Annotated in this window: 25 protein-coding genes; all 25 read right to left on the bottom strand. The window is 60.9% G+C overall.

Annotated elements, in window-relative coordinates; all coding sequences use genetic code 11:
* Positions 1–262 precede the first annotated feature (262 nt).
* Positions 263–1018 carry a twin-arginine translocase subunit TatC gene (gene tatC / locus ACQ4WZ_RS26000; RefSeq protein ID WP_101483218.1) on the bottom strand — a complete coding sequence of 252 codons (756 nt, stop codon included), beginning with the start codon at positions 1016–1018 and terminating at the stop codon, positions 263–265.
* The gene (gene tatB, locus ACQ4WZ_RS25995) at positions 1015–1548 is read right to left on the bottom strand and encodes a Sec-independent protein translocase protein TatB (protein WP_034780928.1); all 534 of its coding nucleotides are present in this window, start codon (positions 1546–1548) and stop codon (positions 1015–1017) included. Before tatB ends, tatC begins: the two co-directional genes overlap by 4 nt.
* Positions 1549–1596: 48 nt before the next feature.
* Positions 1597–1833, bottom strand: coding sequence for a Sec-independent protein translocase subunit TatA (tatA, locus tag ACQ4WZ_RS25990; RefSeq protein ID WP_092717368.1), 237 nt, complete (start codon positions 1831–1833; stop codon positions 1597–1599).
* An 80-nt stretch (positions 1834–1913) separates the two neighbouring features.
* Positions 1914–2285, bottom strand: a complete 372-nt coding sequence (locus ACQ4WZ_RS25985; RefSeq protein ID WP_101483219.1) for a histidine triad nucleotide-binding protein — start codon at positions 2283–2285, stop codon at positions 1914–1916.
* Positions 2286–2300: 15 nt separating this feature from the next.
* Entirely contained in the window at positions 2301–2672 is a 372-nt protein-coding gene (locus tag ACQ4WZ_RS25980; protein WP_034753849.1) for a phosphoribosyl-ATP diphosphatase, read from the bottom strand.
* Positions 2669–3106, bottom strand: a complete 438-nt coding sequence (hisI, locus tag ACQ4WZ_RS25975; protein WP_101483220.1) for a phosphoribosyl-AMP cyclohydrolase — start codon at positions 3104–3106, stop codon at positions 2669–2671. The genes ACQ4WZ_RS25980 and hisI overlap by 4 nt, the downstream gene beginning before the upstream one ends.
* A gap of 26 nt (positions 3107–3132) precedes the next feature.
* Positions 3133–3894: an imidazole glycerol phosphate synthase subunit HisF gene (gene hisF / locus ACQ4WZ_RS25970; protein WP_070219637.1), complete on the bottom strand. Its 762-nt coding sequence runs from the start codon at positions 3892–3894 to the stop codon at positions 3133–3135.
* Positions 3895–3954: 60 nt separating this feature from the next.
* Positions 3955–4728: a 1-(5-phosphoribosyl)-5-[(5-phosphoribosylamino)methylideneamino]imidazole-4-carboxamide isomerase gene (hisA, locus tag ACQ4WZ_RS25965; protein ID WP_101483221.1), complete on the bottom strand. Its 774-nt coding sequence runs from the start codon at positions 4726–4728 to the stop codon at positions 3955–3957.
* 82 nt (positions 4729–4810) lie between these two features.
* Positions 4811–5449 carry an imidazole glycerol phosphate synthase subunit HisH gene (hisH, locus tag ACQ4WZ_RS25960; protein WP_101483222.1) on the bottom strand — a complete coding sequence of 213 codons (639 nt, stop codon included), beginning with the start codon at positions 5447–5449 and terminating at the stop codon, positions 4811–4813.
* 40 nt (positions 5450–5489) lie between these two features.
* Positions 5490–6080 carry an imidazoleglycerol-phosphate dehydratase HisB gene (gene hisB / locus ACQ4WZ_RS25955; protein ID WP_010402123.1) on the bottom strand — a complete coding sequence of 197 codons (591 nt, stop codon included), beginning with the start codon at positions 6078–6080 and terminating at the stop codon, positions 5490–5492.
* Between the two features lie 19 nt (positions 6081–6099).
* A complete protein-coding gene (hisC, locus tag ACQ4WZ_RS25950; protein ID WP_133989055.1) occupies positions 6100–7194 on the bottom strand; it encodes a histidinol-phosphate transaminase in 1095 nt (364 codons plus the stop codon).
* Between the two features lie 33 nt (positions 7195–7227).
* Positions 7228–8205, bottom strand: a complete 978-nt coding sequence (locus ACQ4WZ_RS25945) for a DNA-methyltransferase (RefSeq protein ID WP_436574818.1) — start codon at positions 8203–8205, stop codon at positions 7228–7230.
* Positions 8202–9527, bottom strand: coding sequence for a histidinol dehydrogenase (gene hisD, locus ACQ4WZ_RS25940; RefSeq protein ID WP_436574817.1), 1326 nt, complete (start codon positions 9525–9527; stop codon positions 8202–8204). The genes ACQ4WZ_RS25945 and hisD overlap by 4 nt, the downstream gene beginning before the upstream one ends.
* A 26-nt stretch (positions 9528–9553) precedes the next feature.
* Positions 9554–10222: an ATP phosphoribosyltransferase gene (gene hisG, locus ACQ4WZ_RS25935; protein ID WP_101483226.1), complete on the bottom strand. Its 669-nt coding sequence runs from the start codon at positions 10220–10222 to the stop codon at positions 9554–9556.
* Positions 10223–10241: 19 nt separating this feature from the next.
* Positions 10242–11492: a UDP-N-acetylglucosamine 1-carboxyvinyltransferase gene (murA, locus tag ACQ4WZ_RS25930; RefSeq protein ID WP_070290314.1), complete on the bottom strand. Its 1251-nt coding sequence runs from the start codon at positions 11490–11492 to the stop codon at positions 10242–10244.
* Between the two features lie 4 nt (positions 11493–11496).
* A complete protein-coding gene (locus ACQ4WZ_RS25925) occupies positions 11497–11733 on the bottom strand; it encodes a BolA family protein (RefSeq protein ID WP_034753824.1) in 237 nt (78 codons plus the stop codon).
* Between the two features lie 70 nt (positions 11734–11803).
* Positions 11804–12565, bottom strand: a complete 762-nt coding sequence (locus tag ACQ4WZ_RS25920) for an ABC transporter permease (protein WP_101483228.1) — start codon at positions 12563–12565, stop codon at positions 11804–11806.
* A complete protein-coding gene (locus tag ACQ4WZ_RS25915) occupies positions 12562–13479 on the bottom strand; it encodes an ABC transporter ATP-binding protein (protein ID WP_436574816.1) in 918 nt (305 codons plus the stop codon). The genes ACQ4WZ_RS25920 and ACQ4WZ_RS25915 overlap by 4 nt, the downstream gene beginning before the upstream one ends.
* A 211-nt stretch (positions 13480–13690) precedes the next feature.
* Complete coding sequence (locus tag ACQ4WZ_RS25910) at positions 13691–14038, bottom strand: STAS domain-containing protein (RefSeq protein WP_133989051.1); 348 nt, start codon at positions 14036–14038, stop codon at positions 13691–13693.
* A 52-nt stretch (positions 14039–14090) separates the two neighbouring features.
* Positions 14091–14726 carry an MlaC/ttg2D family ABC transporter substrate-binding protein gene (locus ACQ4WZ_RS25905; RefSeq protein ID WP_101483231.1) on the bottom strand — a complete coding sequence of 212 codons (636 nt, stop codon included), beginning with the start codon at positions 14724–14726 and terminating at the stop codon, positions 14091–14093.
* Positions 14727–14798: 72 nt separating this feature from the next.
* On the bottom strand, positions 14799–15683 hold the full coding sequence (locus ACQ4WZ_RS25900) for an MlaA family lipoprotein (protein WP_133989050.1): 885 nt from the start codon (positions 15681–15683) through the stop codon (positions 14799–14801).
* A complete protein-coding gene (gene mlaD / locus ACQ4WZ_RS25895; protein WP_101483233.1) occupies positions 15680–16150 on the bottom strand; it encodes an outer membrane lipid asymmetry maintenance protein MlaD in 471 nt (156 codons plus the stop codon). Before mlaD ends, ACQ4WZ_RS25900 begins: the two co-directional genes overlap by 4 nt.
* 79 nt (positions 16151–16229) lie before the next feature.
* Positions 16230–17015 carry a lipid asymmetry maintenance ABC transporter permease subunit MlaE gene (gene mlaE, locus ACQ4WZ_RS25890; RefSeq protein WP_101483234.1) on the bottom strand — a complete coding sequence of 262 codons (786 nt, stop codon included), beginning with the start codon at positions 17013–17015 and terminating at the stop codon, positions 16230–16232.
* Positions 17012–17821, bottom strand: coding sequence for an ABC transporter ATP-binding protein (locus ACQ4WZ_RS25885; RefSeq protein ID WP_101484785.1), 810 nt, complete (start codon positions 17819–17821; stop codon positions 17012–17014). The genes mlaE and ACQ4WZ_RS25885 overlap by 4 nt, the downstream gene beginning before the upstream one ends.
* 259 nt (positions 17822–18080) lie before the next feature.
* The gene (locus tag ACQ4WZ_RS25880) at positions 18081–19544 is read right to left on the bottom strand and encodes a glutamate synthase subunit beta (protein WP_101483235.1); all 1464 of its coding nucleotides are present in this window, start codon (positions 19542–19544) and stop codon (positions 18081–18083) included.
* Between the last annotated feature and the right edge of the window lie 38 nt (positions 19545–19582).

Here is a 19582-nt window from a genome sequence, read left to right as displayed (position 1 = left end):
CGCTTCCTCACCTTGCAAAGGGCGCTACGGCGCCCTTTTTGCATGGGTTTGCGCGGCCGTAAACCACCGGCGGCCCTGGCTATCAGGCTGATGGCAAGGCAGGCACCACCGCACTTCGCACTGGCAATTGCCGATTTTCCAGCAATGAGAAGCGCATGTAGTAAGTGCTCACCAAGCGCCTGTGCAATGAAAAAGCCGCTGCTCCCAGGGGAGGTCAGCGGCTTTTGCCTGCGTATCGTGCTTGCAGTATATTGCTTGCCGGCTAGGACGCCTCTTCCGGCGCCTGGGTGGCCTTGACGAAGATGGGCGCCACCAGCAGGCCCAGCTCGAACAGCAAACACATGGGGATGGCCAGCGAGAACTGGCTGACCACGTCCGGCGGCGTGACGATGGCGGCAATCACGAAGGCGCCCACGATGACGTAAGGGCGTACTTCCTTGAGCTTCGCGATAGTAACCAAGCCCATGCGCACCAGGATCACCACCACCACGGGCACTTCGAAGGTGGCGCCAAAGGCCAAACACATCGACATGACGAAATCGAGATAGTTTTCGATATCGGGCGTGACGGCGATCGAGGATGGCGAGAAGTCGCTGATGAAGTGAAACACGCGGCCAAATACAAAGAAGTAGCAGAAGGCTACGCCAGCGATGAACAGCAGGGACGAGGAAATGACCAGCGGCGCGATCAAACGCTTTTCATGCGTGTACAGGCCGGGCGCGATGAAAGCCCACATCTGGTACAGCACCCAGGGCAAGGCAACGATGAAGGCGATCACCAGGGTCACTTTCATCGGCACCAGGAACGGTGAGATCACGCCGGTGGCGATCATTTTCGAGCCGGCAGGCAGCGAGGCGATCATCGGTGCGGCAATAAAATCGTAGATCTGCGAGGGGCCGGGCCAATAGAACAGCACGGCGCAGACGACGGCGATGCCGATCGAGGCCTTGACCAGGCGGTTGCGCAGCTCGACCAGATGCGAGATAAAGGTTTCTTCCACCGGGGATTTGCTACTCATGAGTAAAAGGAGGAGGAACTGGCACGCGGACGGAAGCGCGCCACGCGGGCGGCCGCCGACTGCACGTGCAGCTTGCCGCCATGGCGCTGCTTGTACCAGCCAGGGATGGCGGAATTGCGCACCAGCTTCTTGCGGCGGAATTCGCGCGCCTTGCGGGCCAGGTCATCGTTGGTGGCGCGCAGCATGGCTTCATGGGCATCGTGATGCCCCTCATACGAGCTGGAATCGCCGCGCCAGGCGTTTTCCACCTCGGCCAGGTTGCCGGAGATCGAGTTTTCCACGCCATGCATGGATTTCTCCACGCTTTGCTTGACGGAATGGGCTGCATCCTGCACTTCCTTCTGCAGGTTTTTCAGCTCTTCCATTTCAATTTCGCGCGAGACTTCGGATTTCACCTGGTTCAGGTAGCGTTGCGCGCGGCCATACAGGGTACCGGCCATGCGTGCTACTCTCGGCAACTTTTCAGGGCCGATGACTATCAACGCAACCACGCCGATGATGGCGATTTTAGAGAGACCGAGATCGATCATAAGCGGACAAGGGCTGTTACCGGACGAGGCAAGCGCCCCGCCACGCTATCAGAACTTGCTTTTCTCTTTCGTCTCGACGTCGATGGTGCTTTTGTCGGCCACTTGCGATGGCGCAGCAGGAGGGGTGTTGGCTGCCGGAGCATCATCTTCACCCTTGACGCCATCCTTGAAGCCTTTGACGGCCTTGCCGATATCACCGCCGATATTGCCCAGTTTCTTGGTGCCGAAGACCAGCATCACAATGACCAGAACGATCAGCCAGTGCCAAATACTCAATGAACCCATCACATTCTCCTTGCGGGACGGTGCCCGAATAGCGTCAACCAATGCCGGTAGTATACACGTGAACCCGGCGCACGGCGAAATCAGTGCTGGCCGCGCCAGGGGCGGGGACCGCCGTACACATGCATGTGCAAGTGATACACCTCTTGCCCGCCGTTCGGGCCGCTGTTGATCATGGTCTTGAAGCCACCGCCGGGCGTGCCATCGGCGTCATACGTGACGGCGCAGCCGAACTCGGCAGCGAGCCTGGGCGCCAGGCGCAGCAGCTTGCCCAGCATTTCCGTATGGCTATCGTCGCAGTCGGACAGGCTGGCCACGTGGCGTTTGGGGATCAGCAGCAAATGCACGGGGGCGGCCGGGTTGATGTCCTTGAAGGCCAGCAAGTCCTCGTCTTCATACACGATGGAAGAAGGAATTTGCTTTGCAGCAATCTTGCAAAAAATACAGTTATCCACGCACGCTCCAGTAGGTCAGTGTTTGTCTGTTTCGCCGGCGTCGCGCAGCTCATCCTTGCGCGCCGCCTTTTCTTCCAGGCCGGACAGGCCTTCGCGGCGCGCCAGCTCGTCGAGCACCTGCTGCGGCGTCAGGTCGAACTGCGCCAGCATCACCAGCGAGTGAAACCACAGGTCGGCGCATTCGTACAGGACCTTCGACGGGTCATTGTCGCGGCGCGCATCCTTGGCGGCCATCACCGTTTCCGTCGCTTCCTCGCCGATTTTTTTCAGAATGGCATCATCACCCTTGGCAAACAGGCGCGCGACATAGGAAGTGGCGGGGTCGCCGCCGTTGGCCAGCTTGCGCGATTCGATCACGGCTGCCAGGCGCTTTAAAGTTTCACTCATTTGTTCTTGGTTTCCGCGTAAATCGTGTCAGGGTCTTTCAGCACGGGGTCGGTGATTTGCCATTCGCCCGTTTTTTCATCGCCTTCGAATTTCTGGAAGAAACACGAATGGCGACCCGTATGGCAGGCGATGCCGCCGGCTTGCTCGATTTTCAGCAAGACCACGTCTTCATCGCAATCGAGGCGGATTTCCAGCACCTTTTGCGTGTGGCCCGATTCTTCGCCCTTGTGCCAGAGTTTCTTGCGCGAACGGCTCCAGTACACGGCTTCGCCCAGCTCCACCGTGCGCGCCAGCGCGTCGCGGTTCATCCAGGCAAACATCAGCACGTCATTGCTGCCCGCTTCCTGCGCGATCACGGGCACCAGGCCGTGCTCGTCCCATCTGACCTTTTTCAGCCACTTGGCATTGCTTGCTACGATGGTTCCGTTTTGCATGTTCTTTATCCTGGGTACTATTTTGTTTACGCCAGGCGCATGGGGATGCCCTGCTGCGCCATGAAACGCTTGGCTTCCTGTACCGTGTGCTGGCCATAGTGAAAGATGCTGGCGGCCAGCACGGCGTCCGCGCGGCCCACCTTGATGCCGTCGACCAGGTCTTGCAAGCCGCCCACGCCGCCCGAGGCGATGACGGGAATGCTGACGGCGTCCGACACGCCGCGCGTCAGGCCAAGGTCGAAGCCCACCTTGGTACCATCGCGGTCCATGCTGGTGAGCAAGATTTCACCGGCGCCCAGGCTTTCCATTTTACGCGCCCATTCGAACGCGTCCAGGCCCGTCGCGGTGCGTCCGCCATGGGTAAACACTTCCCATTTTCCGGGCGACACTTGCTTGGCGTCGATGGCCACGACGATGCATTGCGAACCGTGCTTTTGCGATGCTTCAAACACCAGTTGGGGATTCGTCACGGCCGAGGTGTTGATGCTGACCTTGTCGGCGCCCGCGTTGAGCAGCCGGCGCACATCTTCCACCACGCGCACGCCGCCGCCCACGGTCAGCGGAATGAACACTTGCGACGCCACCGCTTCGATGATGTCGAAGATCAGCCCGCGGTTGTCGCTGGACGCGGTAATGTCGAGGAAAGTGATTTCATCGGCGCCCTGCTCGTCATAACGGCGGGCAATTTCCACCGGGTCGCCGGCGTCGCGCAATTCCGTGAAATTGACGCCTTTGACAACGCGGCCATTGGTCACGTCGAGGCAGGGGATGATACGTTTTGCAAGCATGATGGTATCCAGATTGTCGCCAGGCCGGGCGTGCACATGCACGCTCCCGGCCAGGCTGGCTTAAACGGCGGCGTCGGTCAGTTCGTCGGCGCGTTCTTGCGCCTGCGCCAGGTCGATCGTGCCTTCATAGATGGAACGGCCGCAGATCACGCCTTCGATGCCTTCGGCCTGGACAGCGCACAGCGCTTCCACGTCGCCGATATTGTGCAGGCCACCCGAGGCGATGACGGGAATCTTGACGGCTTGCGCCAGCTTGACGGTGGCTTCGATATTGATGCCGCCCATCATGCCGTCGCGGCCGATGTCCGTGTAGATGATGGATTCGACGCCGTAAGCTTCGAATTTTTTCGCCAGGTCGATCACTTCGTGGCCCGACATCTTGCTCCAGCCATCCGTTGCCACTTTGCCATCCTTGGCATCGAGGCCGACGATGATGTGGCCCGGGAAGGCGCCGCAGGCGTCGTGCAGGAAGCCGGGGCTTTTCACGGCCGCCGTACCGATGATGATGTAGGTGATGCCGGCGTCGAGATAGCGCTCGATGGTGTCGAGATCACGGATCCCGCCGCCCAGCTGCACGGGGATTTCCTCAATGTCGTTTTCCACGGCGAAATCCTGCACCGCCTTCAGGATGGCCTTCACGGCGCCTTCGTTCTTCGGCTTGCCGGCAAAGGCGCCGTTCAGGTCGACCAGATGCAGCCGGCGCGCGCCTTGCATCAGCCAATGGCGGGCCATGTCGGCCGGGTCTTCGGAAAATACGGTGGCAAGTTCCATATCGCCTTGTTTCAGGCGTACGCAGTGACCGTCTTTCAGGTCGATGGCGGGAATAAGCAGCATGGTCAGTGTGGTGTCAGAGTGAGTGAGAAGCGAAGCCGGAAAGGCCACGAAGGTACATCAAAAGGTAGGTCAATACGATACGTCAGGGTTTCCAGTGAACAAAGTTCTTGTACAGCTGCAAGCCAGCGGCAGCACTTTTTTCAGGGTGAAACTGCGTCGCGAAAATATTATCACGGGCGACGGCACAAGCGAACGGCGCGCCATAAACAGTCTCGCCCACCGTGTGCGCCGCCTCTTGAGGTTGAGCAAAATAGCTGTGCACAAAGTAAAAATACGCGTTGTCGGCGATGCCATCCCACATCGCATGGGGCGCCGTTTGCCGCACTTGGTTCCAGCCCATTTGCGGCACCTTGAAGCGCGAGCCATCCTCCTGCACCTGGCCGTCGAGCTGGAAGCGCACGACTTTTCCTGGCAGCAAGCCCAGACCGGCCGCATCACCCTCTTCGCTGCCCTCGAACAGCATTTGCTCGCCGATGCACACGCCCAGCACGGGCTTGCTGTCCGCGGCGCGCAGCAGCGCTTCGAGCACGCCCGATTCGCGCAGGCTGCGCATGCAGTCGGGCATGGCGCCCTGGCCCGGCAAGACGATGCGGTCGGCGCTGTCGATGTCGGCCGGCACGCCCGAAATGCGCACATCAGCGTCCGGCGCCACGGCACGCAGGGCCTGCGCCACCGAGCGCAGGTTGCCCATGCCGTAATCCACCACCACAATTTTATTCATGTGTTTAATCTCAGAATTGACAGTGTATCCCGGCCAGCGCTTACAGGCTGCCCTTGGTCGATGGAATGATGCCGGCCGCGCGCTCATCGAGCTCGGCAGCCATGCGCAGCGCGCGGCCAAAGGCCTTGAATACGGTTTCGCACTGATGGTGGGCATTCGTGCCGCGCAAATTGTCGATATGCAATGTTACGCCCGCATGGTTGACGAAGCCGCGGAAAAATTCCAGGGTCAGGTCAACGTCAAAGCCGGCGATCATGGCGCGCGTAAACGGGATGTGGTATTCGATGCCCGGGCGGCCCGAGAAATCGAGCACCACGCGCGACAGCGCCTCGTCCAGCGGCACATACGCATGGCCATAGCGGCGGATGCCCTTCTTGTCGCCGATGGCCTTGGCCACGGCCATGCCCAGGGTGATGCCTACGTCTTCCACCGTATGGTGGTTGTCGATATGCACGTCGCCCGTCGCTTCGATATCGAGGTCGATCAAGCCGTGGCGGGCGATCTGATCCAGCATATGATCGAGGAAGGGCACGCCGGTGTTCAGCTTTTGCTGGCCGGTGCCGTCCAGGTTGAGGGCGACGCGAACTTGCGTCTCATTGGTGTTGCGCGTGATTTCTGCGGTGCGGTTCATGGGAGGCTCTGGCGATAGGCTAAACGAGGGATGCCTTGAAGGCATCGTAAAAAAGGGAATTCTCTTCCGGGGTGCTGACGCTGATGCGCAGGCAATTGACCAGCGCAGCATGCATTTTACTCATATTTTTAATTAAAACCCTGCGGGCAAGCAGTTTTGCACAAACATCGTCGGAATCAGCCACACGAATCAGAAGAAAATTTGCCTTCGAGGGAAATACCGTCACGCCGGGCAGTTCCGCCAGGCGCAGCGCCAGTGCATCGCGCTCGCTGTTGAGCAAGTCAGCCTGGGCATTGAGCACGTCGAGGTGCTCGAGCGCGAATTCGGCTGCCGCCTGCGTCAGCACATTCACATTGTACGGCGGGCGCACTTTTTCAAACTGCGCCAGCAGGGCCGGCGCGGCCGACATATAGCCGAGGCGGATACCGGCCAGGCCCAGCTTCGACACGGTGCGCATCACCACCAGGTTCTCGAACTCGGGCAGGCGCCCCATGAAACTGTGCTGCGCGAACGGCTCGTAGGCTTCGTCGACGACGGCGATGCCCGTGTCGCCCAGGGCGGCCAGGATGCGTTCGATGTCGGCGCTGGCAAACAGATTGCCCGTCGGATTGTTCGGATAGGCGAGGAAGACCAGCGCCGGGCGGTGCTCTTCGATGGCCGCCAGCATGGCGTCCATGTCCAGGCTGAAGTCGGCCTGCAGGGGCACGCCGACGAAATCCATGCCGGCAAACTGCGCCGAGCGCGCGTACATGACGAAGGCCGGCACGGGCGCCAGCAGCACGGCGCGCTGGCCCGGCTCCTGGCGGGCGCAGGCCATGGCCAGGATGGAAATCAGTTCATCGGAACCGTTGCCCAGCATGACGTCGTAGCCGGCGGGCACGCCCAGCTTGGCGCAGATGGCCGCCTGCAGGCTGGCGTAGGACGGCGGATAGCGGTTCAGCGCCACACCGGCCAGGCGCGCGCCCAACTCCTCGCGCAGATGCTGCGGCAGCGGATACGGGTTTTCCATCGCATCGAGTTTGATGTAACCGCTGGCATCGGCTACCTGGTAGCTTTTGACGGTCCGCACATCGGACCGCACGGTGTTGCTGATTAACTGATCGAGGAAAGACATGCTGCAAACACTCCTGATGAAATTAAATGGAGACTAAATGACGACGTCTTCCGCCACGGCGGCGCTGCGCGCCTTGCGGGCCGGCGTTTTTTTCACTGCGGACGATTTTTTCGCCGTTGCCGGCTTCTTGGCCGCCACCGGCGTCTTCACGGCCGCCTTGGCGGCCTTGGGTACGGTGGCCCGGCGTTTGGCCGGCGCCTTTTTCTCTGGCTGCGGCATGGCCTCTGCGGTCAGTTCCTGCGCCAGTGCCGCCAGGCGCTGTTCAATGATGGCGCAATAATCGGGGTTCAGTTCGAAACCCACAAAATCGCGCCCGCAGCGCTTGGCCGCCAGGGCCGTGGTGCCGCTGCCCATGAACAGGTCGAGCACCACGCCGCCGGGCGGGCACGAGGCCTTGAGCATGCGCTCGATGATCTCGAGCGGCTTTTGCGTCGGGTGGTCGGCCCGTTCCGGATGTTCCTTGTGCAGGCGCGACACGCTCCACAAGTCTTTCGGGTTGTAGCCTACTTCCAGCCATTTCGCGCCGATGAAGATCGAGCGCGAACGGGCTTTCTTGGTGGCCGCGTCGTAGGCGATGCGCACCGCGTCAAGGTCGAAGTAGTAATCCTTGCGCTTGACGAAGAAGCCGATGGTGTCGTGCACCGATGAAAAGCTGCGCACACTGCCGCCCATGGATGGCACGCGGCGGTCCCAGATGATTTCATTCATCATCGCCATGCGCTGTTTCAGCATGACGAAAATCTCCGGCGAATAGCGCCAGGTCAAAAAGATATACAGGCTGCCGTTGGCTTTCAGCTTGGGCAGCGCCGCATCGATCCACGCCTCCGTCCAGCGCAGGTAGTCGGCCACCGACTGCTGGTCCGAGGCGTTGCCATAATCCTTGCCCAGGTTGTACGGCGGATCGGTCAGGATCAGGTCCACGGAGCCATCGGGAATACGCGCCAGCCCCGCCAGCGCGTCTTCGCAATAGACCCGGTTGACCCAGTCTGGCCGCTCCGCCAACTTCGTCATGGCTGCGGCTTCAAACGCAGTTCGGCGCTGCGCGCGTGCGCTTGCAATCCTTCGCCATACGCCAGGGTGGCGGCGACACGGCCCAGGGTTTGCGCACCCGCTTCGCTGACGTGAATGATGGACGAGCGCTTCTGGAAGTCGTACACGCCCAGCGGCGACGAAAAGCGCGCCGTGCGCGAGGTCGGCAGCACGTGGTTGGGACCGCAGCAATAGTCGCCCAGCGATTCGGACGAAAAGCGGCCCAGGAACATGGCGCCCGCGTGACGGATCTGCTCGGCCCACTGCTGTGGATTTTCCGTCGAAATTTCCAGGTGTTCCGCCGCGATGGAATTGGCGATTTCACACGCTTCTTCCATGCTGCGTACCTTGATCAGCGCGCCCCGGTCCTGCAGAGAAGTGCTGATGGTGGCCTGGCGCGGCATCGTCGGCAGAAGCTTGGCGATGCTCGCTTCGACCTTGGCGATATAGTCGGCATCGGGGCACAGCAGGATCGCCTGCGCCAGCTCGTCGTGCTCGGCCTGCGAAAACAAGTCCATGGCGACCCAGTCCGGATCCGTCGTGCCGTCGCAAAGGACCAGGATTTCGGACGGTCCGGCGATCATGTCGATGCCGACGATGCCGAACACGCGGCGCTTGGCGGCAGCCACATAGGCGTTGCCGGGGCCGACGATTTTATCGACGGCGGCAATCGTCTGCGTGCCGTAAGCCAGCGCGCCGACCGCTTGCGCACCGCCGATGGTGATCACGCGCGTCACGCCGGCGATTGCGGCGGCGGCCAGCACCATCTGGTTTTTCACGCCATCGGGCGTCGGCACGACCATGATGATTTCGCCCACGCCCGCCACGTGCGCGGGAATGGCGTTCATCAGCACGGATGACGGATACGCTGCCTTGCCGCCCGGGACGTAGATGCCGACCCGGTCCAGCGGCGTGATCTTCTGGCCCAGCACCGTGCCATCGGGCTCGGTGTAAGTAAAACCGCGCAATTCCTCGCGCTGGCGTTCGTGGAAGGCGCGGATGCGCTGCGCGGCGATCTGCAGCGCTTCTCGCTGCGCCGACGGCAAGCCGTTCAGCGCCGCCTGCAATTCGGCCTGCGAAATATCAAAAGCCGCCATTTCCGCCGCGCCGCCATGCGGGATGCGGTCAAAACGGTTGGTGTACTCCAGTACGGCGGCGTCGCCGCGCGTTTTCACGTCGGCCAGGATTTTCGCGACCGACGTTTCAATCGCTGCATCGGTGCCTGCCTCGAACGCCAGCAGCGTATCGAGCGATTGTTGGAAACCATCCTGGCTTGAATCGAGCTTGCGTATCTGTATCGGCATAATCGGCTTTCTGCTACTGAAGGTGTCTAGGCTTGCGAGGCGCGTTCAAACGCCTCGATAATCGGCTGCAAGCGCTCGCGCTTGAGCTTGAGCGCAGCCTGGTTGACCACCAGGCGCGACGAAATTTCCATGATGTGTTCGACCTCGACGAGGTTGTTCGCGCGCAAGGTACTGCCCGTGCTGACCAGGTCGACGATGGCGTCGGACAGGCCCACCAAAGGCGCCAGTTCCATCGAACCATACAGCTTGATCAGGTCGACGTGCACGCCCTTGGCGGCGAAATGCTCGCGCGCCGTGTGCACGAACTTGGTGGCCACGCGCAAGCGCGCGCCCTGCTGCACGGCCTTTTCGTAATCAAAACCGGCCTGCACCGCCACCGACATGCGGCAGGAGGCGATATTCAGGTCGATCGGCTGGTACAGGCCTTCGCCGCCGTGTTCGAGCAGGACATCCTTTCCCGCCACGCCGAAATCGGCCGCGCCGTACTGCACGTAGGTCGGCACGTCGCTGGCGCGCACGATGATGACGCGCACGTTCGGATCGTTGGTGGCCAAAATCAGCTTGCGCGAGGTCTCCGGGTTTTCCAGCACCTTGATGCCGGCCGCTTCCAGCAGCGGCATGGTGTCCTCAAAAATGCGGCCTTTTGAGAGCGCCAGGATCAGCTGGGAGCTGTCACCGTTGTTCGATCCGTTCATGCTCGTTCCTTTTTTGTTTTTACTTGATGCGCACGATGTTCGCGCCGACTGCCGACAATTTCACTTCCATGCGGTCGTAGCCGCGGTCGAGGTGATAGATGCGGTCGATCAGGGTTTCTCCGTCCGCCGCCAGGGCCGCGATCACCAGCGACGCCGAGGCGCGCAGGTCGGTCGCCATCACGGGCGCGCCGCGCAGCTGCTTGACGCCGGCGATGATGGCCGTATTGCCCTCGATTGTGATGTCGGCGCCCAGGCGGTTCATTTCCTGCACGTGCATGTAGCGGTTTTCGAAAATCGTCTCGGTGACGCGGCTGGCGCCGTTGGCAATCGTGTTCACAGCCATGAACTGCGCCTGCATGTCGGTCGGGAAGCCGGGATATTCCGTGGTGCGGAAGCTGACGGGGTTCGGACGGGCCGACATCTCGGCGCGGATCCAGTCGGCGCCGAAGGTCATCGTCAGGCCCATGGCGCGCAGCTTGTCGAGCGCCGCGTCGAGGATGTCCGTGCGCACGTTGCGCAGCGTGATATCGCCGCCGGTGGCCGCCACGGCGCACAGGAAAGTGCCCGTCTCGATACGGTCGGCGATGACCGCGTGCGAAGCACCGTGCAAGGCGTCGACGCCCTGAATCACCAGGCGGCTGGTGCCGATGCCGTCGATCTTCGCGCCCATGGCGACCAGCAGGTGCGCCAGGTCGGTTACTTCCGGTTCGCAGGCGGCGTTTTCCAGGATGGTCTCGCCTTCGGCCAGGGTCGCTGCCATCAGCAGGTTCTCGGTGCCAGTGACGGTGATCATGTCGGTGACGATGCGCGCGCCTTTCAGCTTGGCGCACTTGGCGTAGATGTAGCCTGCTTCGATGCGGATCTCGGCGCCCAGTGCTTCCAGGCCCTTGATGTGCTGGTCGACGGGGCGCGAGCCGATGGCGCAGCCGCCCGGCAACGAGACCTTGGCTTCGCCGAAGCGCGCCAGCATGGGGCCCAGCACCAGAATCGAGGCGCGCATGGTTTTGACCAGTTCATACGGCGCTTCCAGGGTGTCGATGGCGCTACCGTTGAGGACCACGCGGTCGCCGTCCTGCTGCACCTTCAGGCCCGTCTGGCCCAGCAGTTTCAACATGGTGGCCACGTCGTGCAGGTGCGGCACGTTCGTCAGGTCCAGGTCGCCTGCGGTCAGCAGGCCGGCGCACAGGATGGGCAAGGCGGCGTTTTTTGCGCCGGAGATGGCGATGTCGCCGTTCAGGCGGTTGCCGCCGTTGATGAGGAGTTTGTCCATGTGCTTATCCTTGGAATTCTTCAGGTGTCAGGGTTTTCATCGACAGCGCGTGGATTTCCTCGCGCATGCGGTCGCCCAGGGCGGCGTAGACGATCTGGTGGCGCTGGATCAAACGTTTGCCGGCAAACGCAGGCGAAACGATCACGGCCTGGAAGTGCTGGCCGTCGCCTTCCACTTCGAGGTGCGTGCATTCGAGGCCGGCCGACAGATAGCCGTGGATCAGTTCTGGAGTGGTGGTCACGATAAGTCCTTGATATTGAATAATGTGGTGATGTGGTGTGCCGCAATCAATGGCGCAATTAGTGTCGTAACTAGTGACGCAAGCGATAGCCGCTTTTCAGCAGTCGGATCGATGCCAGCGCCAGGATCACGAGGAAGCCGGCGACGATGGAAAGACTGAGCCAGGGGCTGACGTCGGACACGCCGAAGAAACCGTAGCGGAAGCCGTCGATCATGTAAAAGAAAGGATTCAGGTGCGATACCGACTGCCAGAACGGGGGCAGAGAGTGGATCGAGTAAAACACGCCTGACAAAAAGGTAGCCGGCATGATCAGGAAGTTCTGGAAAGCGGCCAGCTGGTCGAATTTCTCGGCCCAGATGCCGGCGATCAGGCCCATGGTGCCCAGCATGGCGGCGCCCAGGAAGGCAAAGATGACGATCCACAGGGGCGCGACAAACGACAGGTCGGCGAACCAGCAGGTGATGGCAAACACGCCAAAGCCCACGGCCAGGCCGCGCGCGACGGAAGCGAGTACATACGCCGAGAAGATTTCCCAATGCGACAGGGGAGTCAGCAGCACGAACACCAGGTTGCCCGTGATCTTGGACTGGATTAGCGAGGACGAGGAATTGGCAAACGCGTTTTGCAGCACGCTCATCATCACCAGGCCGGGAATCAAAAAGGCCGTGTAGCTGACGCCGGGGCTGGGCTCCACGCGGCCGTCGAGTACATGGCCGAACACCAGCAGGTACAGCATCGACGTGAGCACGGGTGCGGCCACGGTTTGCGTCGCCACTTTCCAGAAGCGCAGGGTCTCTTTGTAGACGAGGGTGCGAAATCCTGTCGAAATCATACGGTACCTTTATCCATGATCTGCAAGAAGATGTCTTCCAGGTCGGCTTGTTGCAATTGCATTTCATCGATCTCGACGCCCGCTTCACGCAGGCGGGCGAGGATTTTCTCGACTTCGCTGTATTCGTTGACGCGCAAGCTGAACTTGTTCGGCGCCTGCTGTTCTTCCGGGTGCAGCACCAGATGCTGCAAGTCGGCCGGCAAGCTGCCGTATTTGAGATGCACCTGCAGCTGCGAGCCGGCGATGCGACGGATCAGGGCCGACATGGTGTCGAGCGCCACCACCTTGCCCGTCTTGAGCATGGCGACGCGCTGGCACATGGCTTGCGCCTCTTCCAGGTAGTGGGTGGTCAGCACGACGGTGTGGCCGCCTTCGCGGTTCAGGCGCGAGATGAACTTCCACAGGGTCTGGCGCAGTTCCACGTCGACGCCGGCGGTCGGCTCATCGAGCACGATGACGGGCGGCTTGTGCACCAGCGCCTGGGCGACGAGCACGCGGCGCTTCATGCCGCCGGACAGGGCGCGCATATTCGTGTCGGCCTTGCCGGTCAGGTCGAGGTTTTCCATGACCTCGTCTATCCATTTGTCGTTGTTCGGCAAGCCGAAATAGCCGGACTGCAGGCGCAAGGTTTCGCGCACGGTGAAAAACGGGTCGAACACCAGCTCCTGCGGCACCACGCCAAGGTTGCGGCGCGCGTTGCGGAAGTCCGTGACCACGTCGTGGCCGCGGATCTTGACGGTGCCCGCGTCGGGACGTATCAGGCCGGCGATGATGGAAATGAGGGTGGTCTTGCCGGCGCCATTGGGGCCGAGCAGGCCAAAGAATTCGCCTTCCTCGATGGCCAGCGACACGCCGCCCAGCGCCTTGAGCGATTTATAGCTCTTTTCTACATTCGTGATTTGAATTGCGGTCATGTGCTTGTTTCAAAGGTAATGCGTCTGGTGTGATGCGCCAGTTGCCGGAAACATCCAGGCCGGCAGGCCGGTGCAGGGCGCCCCCTTCAGACGAGGACGGCGCAACAGTCAATTATAGTTGGAAAATTCGTGGAACACTTGGAGATCAATCCGGCGGCGCTGCTGGCCTGCCGGCTTGAAAACTACTGCTGATGCGGGGAGTGGGACAGGATCAATGATGATGCAGGTCGGACGGGCTGCGTTCGGCGTGGCCGTCGGCGCTGCCGCAGTCGTCGGCCGTCAACGTGCTCGAGACGAGCGAGCAGACGCCATACAGCTTGGTGAGGTTTTTCAGGTTGTTCGGCAGGTTTTTCAGTTCCAGCACGCCGCCGGCATCCTGCGCGGCGCGCTGCCACGTCAGCATGACGGAAACGGCGGCCGAATCGACAGCCTTGATGTTGCGCAAATCGAACTTGGTCTGACCCGATCGGATGGCGTCCAGACCCTGCTCCAATGCCGAGGTGGCATTGTCCACGGTCAGGGAAGTCAGGGATTGCAGGGTGTCGAGAGAGTCGGGCATGGCGTCGGGCTGCGCTGGTCTGGAGCTGGTTCAGGAGCTATATGATAGCCGATTATTTGGCTTTGACAGCGGGACGGCTGGCCAGGGCCTTGTTTTTTGCCTGCAAGGTCTTGATCAGGCCATCGATGCCGCCCTTGCTGATCTCGCTGGCAAAGCTGCTTTTATACGTTTCCACCAGCCACGCGCCCAGCACGTTGATGTCATAGATCTTCCAGCCGGATGGGGTTTTCGCCACGCGGTAGTTCAGAGGCACGGGTTCGCCGCGCGCCACGTTGACTTGCGAGCGCACTTCCACTTCCGTATCGGCCGGGTCGGCGCGCATCGGCTTGAATTCCACGGTTTCGTTCTTGATCTGCGACAGGGCGCCCGAATACGTGTAGATCAGCAAGGTGCGGAATTCTGCGGACAGCTGCTTTTGCTGCTCCGGCGTGGCGTCGCGCCAGAAGCGGCCGGCGGCCAGGGCCGTCATGCGCTGGAAATCCACATACGGCAAGATCTTGCTTTCCACCAATTCGGTGACGCGCTTGATATCGCCAGCCTGGATGGCCTTGTCGGCCTTGGCCGTGTCGATCACGTCCTGGCTGATGCGTTTGACCAATACGTCCGGTGCCTCGACAGCGGGGGCGGCCTGGGCGGCGGTGGCAAAGGCGATGGTCGCCATCGCCAGCAATTGTTTCATCAATTTCATGGTTCTACCTTTCATGGTGTTGCTATGCACCGGCTGGCGTTGATCGCAGCCGAGGTGTTTCTGTACCGGAGTTTACTCCTGGGGCCTGGCGTCGGCGGCAACGGTATTGCTACCAGATGTTACGAGGTCCACAGGCGCAACGTCGGCCGCAGCCGTGGCTGATGGGGCTTCCGCAGGGGCGGCCTGTGGTTTCGCATCGTACTGCGGCTCGTAATCACTGCTGTCGTTTTTTGGCACTTTGCGGTCGCGGCGGTCCGTATCGCCATCGAAAACCTTGCTTTCCCGCGCCTGCAGGAAGCCGTCGCGAATAAATTCATAGCGGTCCAGCGCGGCCGCTTCCATCAGGTTGGTCGCGTCGAGCAGCGCAGCGCGCTTGTCGACCACGCGCGTCACTGTGCCGATATTGCGCACCGAGGCAGGGTCCTTGTAGCGCCATGGGTCGCCCGTGATATCGAGCGGCAGGGCCGCCGTATCGCGCACGGTCGATGGGCCCAGCAGCGGCAGCATCACGTACGGACCAGGCTGGACGCCATACCAGCCCAGGGTCTGGCCAAAGTCTTCGTTATGCTTCGGAATACCCGCCTGCGAGGCGATGTCGATCAGGCCGAAAATTCCGAAAGTCGAGTTCATGCTGACGCGCACGACGTCTTGCAAACCCGCTTCACCCTTGCCTTGCAGCAAGTTGTTTACGGCGCTCCACACATCGGACAAGTTGCCGAAGAAGTTGCCTACGCCCGTTTGCACGAACGACGGCGTAACCTTCTTGTAGGCCGTGGCGACCGGTTTCAGGGCCACCTGGTCGACGGTGTCGTTGAACTTGAACATGGCGCGGTTATACCCTTCGAGCGGGTCGCGCGGATTGGTGCCGGTGGCGCAAGCGCTTACGCTGGCGGCGATGGCCAGGGCCAGGCCGATACGCGCCAGGCTGCCTTGAGATTTCTTGGTCGACTCGCTCATTTGCTGTCCTTTCCTTCCGCTGCCTTGCTGTAGATGAACTGATTGATCAGGTCTTCCAGCACTGTGGCCGATTGAGTACGGGCAATCTTGTCGCCCTCTGCCAGGTTCGCCAGATCTCCGCCTGCTTCCAGGCCGATATATTGCTCACCCAGCAAACCGGCCGTCAAAATCTTGGCCGAGCTGTCTTTCGGAAATTTGTAGCCATCTTCGATGTCGAGTTTCACCAGCGCCTGATACGTCTTGTCGTCAAAACGGATCTCCGCCACGCGCCCCACCACCACGCCAGCGCCCTTGACGGGCGCCTGCGGCTTGAGGCCGCCAATATTGTCGAACTTGGCACTAATGGTATACGTCTTGCTGAAAGACAGCGAGCTCATATTGCCGGCCTTGAGCGCTAGAAACATCAATGCCGCCACACCCAGCAAGACGAACAAGCCGACCCAGACATCCATAGATTTACGTTGCATAAACAATCCTAAATTATTTTTACTTGCCGCCGCCTGCGCAACATCCTGCCCAGGCCCGCGGTTGTTCGCTGATCGGCAATTACTTGCTAAACATCAACGCCGTCATCATGAAATCGAGCCACCACACCATTAACGACGAAATCACCACCGTGCGCGTGGTCGCGCCGGAGACATCTTCCGGCGTCGGCTGTGCCTGATACCCCTGGAACAGCGCGATGAACGTCACCGCGATGCCGAAGACCATGCTTTTAACATAGGTACCATTGGCGATATCTTTCCAAACATTCACGCCGCCCTGCATCTGCGACCAGAACGAGCCTTCATCGACGCCAATCAGCACCACGCCCACCAGATAGCTGCCGATGACGCCGACGGCCGTGAAGATGCCACCCAGGATAGGCATGGCGATCACGCCGGCCCAGAAACGGGGCGCCAGCACGCGCTGGATCGGATTGACGGCCATCATTTCCATGGCCGACAATTGCTCACCCGCCTTCATCAGGCCGATTTCCGCCGTCAGCGAAGTGCCGGCGCGGCCCGCGAACAGCAGCGCCGTGACGACCGGACCCAGCTCACGCATCAAGGACAGCGCCACCAACTGCCCCAGCGACTGCGTCGCGCCAAAGGTGCTCAGTGTGTAATAGCCTTGCAAACCCAGCACCATGCCGACGAACAGGCCGGACACGGCGATGATCAACACCGACCGGCTGCCAATGTAAAACAATTGCTCGATCAGCAAGTGTGGGCGGCGCCACAGTCCACCCGAGGAGGCGATGATAAGAAAGAACGAACGCACGGCAAAGCCGAGGTCTTGTACCGAGTTGCGCAACCATGCTCCGATCGCCGCCAGGAAACGCGCGATCATCGGCGCGCTCCCGCGTGCAAACCCAGGTCGTCGGCCAGCGACTTGCCCGGATAGTGGAACGGCACAGGGCCATCGGCCTCGGCATTGACGAACTGCTTGACGTACGGATGCGTCGACACGGCCATCTCGGCCGGCGTGCCGTGCGCCACGATCTTGCCCGATGACAGAAAATACACATAATCAGCGATGGCGAAACACTCCTTCACGTCGTGCGATACCAGGATAGACGTGGAACCCAGCGCATCGTTCAGATTGCGGATCAGATTGGCCGTCACGCCCATGGAAATCGGGTCCAGGCCGGCGAACGGCTCGTCATACATGATCAGTTCCGGGTCGAGCGCGATGGCGCGCGCCAGCGCGACGCGGCGGCCCATGCCACCGGAAATCTCGGCCGGCTTCAATTGCGCCGCGTTGCGCAAACCCACGGCGTGCAGCTTCATCAGCACCAGGGTGCGGATCAGCTCTTCATTCAAGTCCGTGTGTTCGCGCAGGGGAAACGCCACGTTCTCGAACGCCGTCAAGTCCGTAAACAGGGCGCCGTGCTGGAACAGCATGCCCATCTTGCGGCGCATTTGATATAACTCGTCGGTCTTGAGCGTATGCACGATCTGGCCGTCGATATTCACGGAGCCGGAACTGGGGCGCAGCTGCCCGCCGATCAGGCGCAATACGGTCGTCTTGCCACTGCCGGAGCCACCCATGACGGCCACAACTTTTCCGCGTGGGAAATCCATTTGGAGGCCCGATAAAATCGAACGTTCTCCATAGGCAAAGTGTAAATCACGGATCTCAACAAGATTTGGCACGACGAAGCTCACTATTTTAATGGCGTATTGTAGTGCAGAAACGCCAACCTCTGCTGAGACACCCCTTGGGACAGCCCCGGAAAGGGGAAGAATACAACACTAATGAATCGAAAGTCAGATATTGTAGTGGAAATTTGAGCTGTGCATCGCGTCCCCATCCGATGACGTTCACGGCTATTGACTTGATCAGTAAAAATAACAAAGGCCACGCCGCAATCCGCGCCGTGGCCCTGTCAAAAAACGAACAATTGCTCGTTAATTAACGTGGCAGCAGGGATGCCCCCATCAGGAACTCATCGACGGCGCGTGCGCACTGGCGCCCTTCGCGGATGGCCCAGACCACCAGCGACTGGCCGCGGCGCATGTCGCCGGCGGCAAACACTTTGGCCACCGAGGTCTGGTAGCAAGCGGCGCCGTCCGTACTGGCCTTGACGTTGCCGCGCGCATCCGTATCAACGCCGAATGCTTCAAGCACCTGTTGCACAGGGGAAACAAAACCCATGGCCAGGAAGACCAGGTCGGCCTTCATCTCGAATTCCGAGTTCGGCACTTCGCTCATCTTGCCGTCTTTCCACTCCACGCGGCAGGCGATCAGCTTTTCCACCTTGCCGCCCTTGCCTTCGAAACGCTTGGTGGCCACGGCCCAGTCGCGCTCGCAGCCTTCCTCGTGCGAGGACGAGGTGCGCAGCTTGGTGGGCCAGTACGGCCAGACCAGCGGCTTGTTTTCCTGTTCCGGCGGCTGCGGCATCAGTTCGAACTGGGCTACCGAGGCGGCACCATGGCGGTTCGAGGTGCCCACGCAATCGGAGCCCGTGTCGCCGCCGCCGATCACTACCACGTGCTTGCCTGTCGCCTTGATCTGGTCCTTGAGCTTGTCGCCCGCGTTGACCTTGTTTTGCAGCGGCAGGAAATCCATGGCGAAGTGCACGCCTTTCAAGTCGCGGCCCGGCACGGGCAAGTCGCGCGGCTGCTCGGCGCCGCCGGCCATGATGACGGCGTCAAATTCTTTTTCCAGGTCTTCCGGGAAAATGGTTTCCTTGGCCCAGTTGTTTACGTGGGCAGGGAAATCCTTGCCGACCAGCACGCTGGTGCGGAAGACCACGCCTTCGGCTTCCATCTGTTTCACGCGCAAGTCGATGTGCGACTTTTCCATCTTGAAATCGGGGATGCCATAACGCAACAAACCACCGACCCGGTCGCTCTTTTCAAACACGGTGACGGCATGGCCGGCGCGCGCCAGCTGCTGCGCCGCCGCCAGACCGGCAGGGCCGGAACCGACGATGGCCACTTTCTTGCCCGTACTAAAACCCGCCGGCTGCGGCGTGACCCAGCCGTGTTCCCAGCCCATGTCGATGATTTTGTGCTCGATGGACTTGATGCCGACCGGATCTTCGTGGATGCCCAGGGTGCAGGCCGATTCACATGGCGCCGGGCAGATGCGGCCCGTAAATTCCGGAAAGTTATTCGTCGAATGCAAGATATCGAGCGCTTCGCGGTAAGCACCGCGGTACACCAGGTCATTCCAGTCGGGAATGATGTTATTCACAGGACAACCCGTGGTGCAGAAAGGGATGCCGCAATCCATGCAGCGCGCGCCCTGCACGGTCGCTTGCGCATCCGACAGGTGCAGCACGAATTCCTTGTAGTTCTTCAGGCGCGCGGCAGGCTCCAGATAGTGTTCGTCCTGGCGCTTGAATTCCATGAAGCCGGTAATTTTACCCACGATTATTCCTTTGTATTATTAGCTGGCGGGGAGCGGCC

It is taken from the genome of Janthinobacterium darwini, assembly GCF_051380905.1.
In the GTDB taxonomy this organism is placed as follows: domain Bacteria; phylum Pseudomonadota; class Gammaproteobacteria; order Burkholderiales; family Burkholderiaceae_D; genus Janthinobacterium.
Note: the sequence above shows the minus strand (reverse complement) of the source record. Positions and strands in the feature narration are given on the sequence as shown.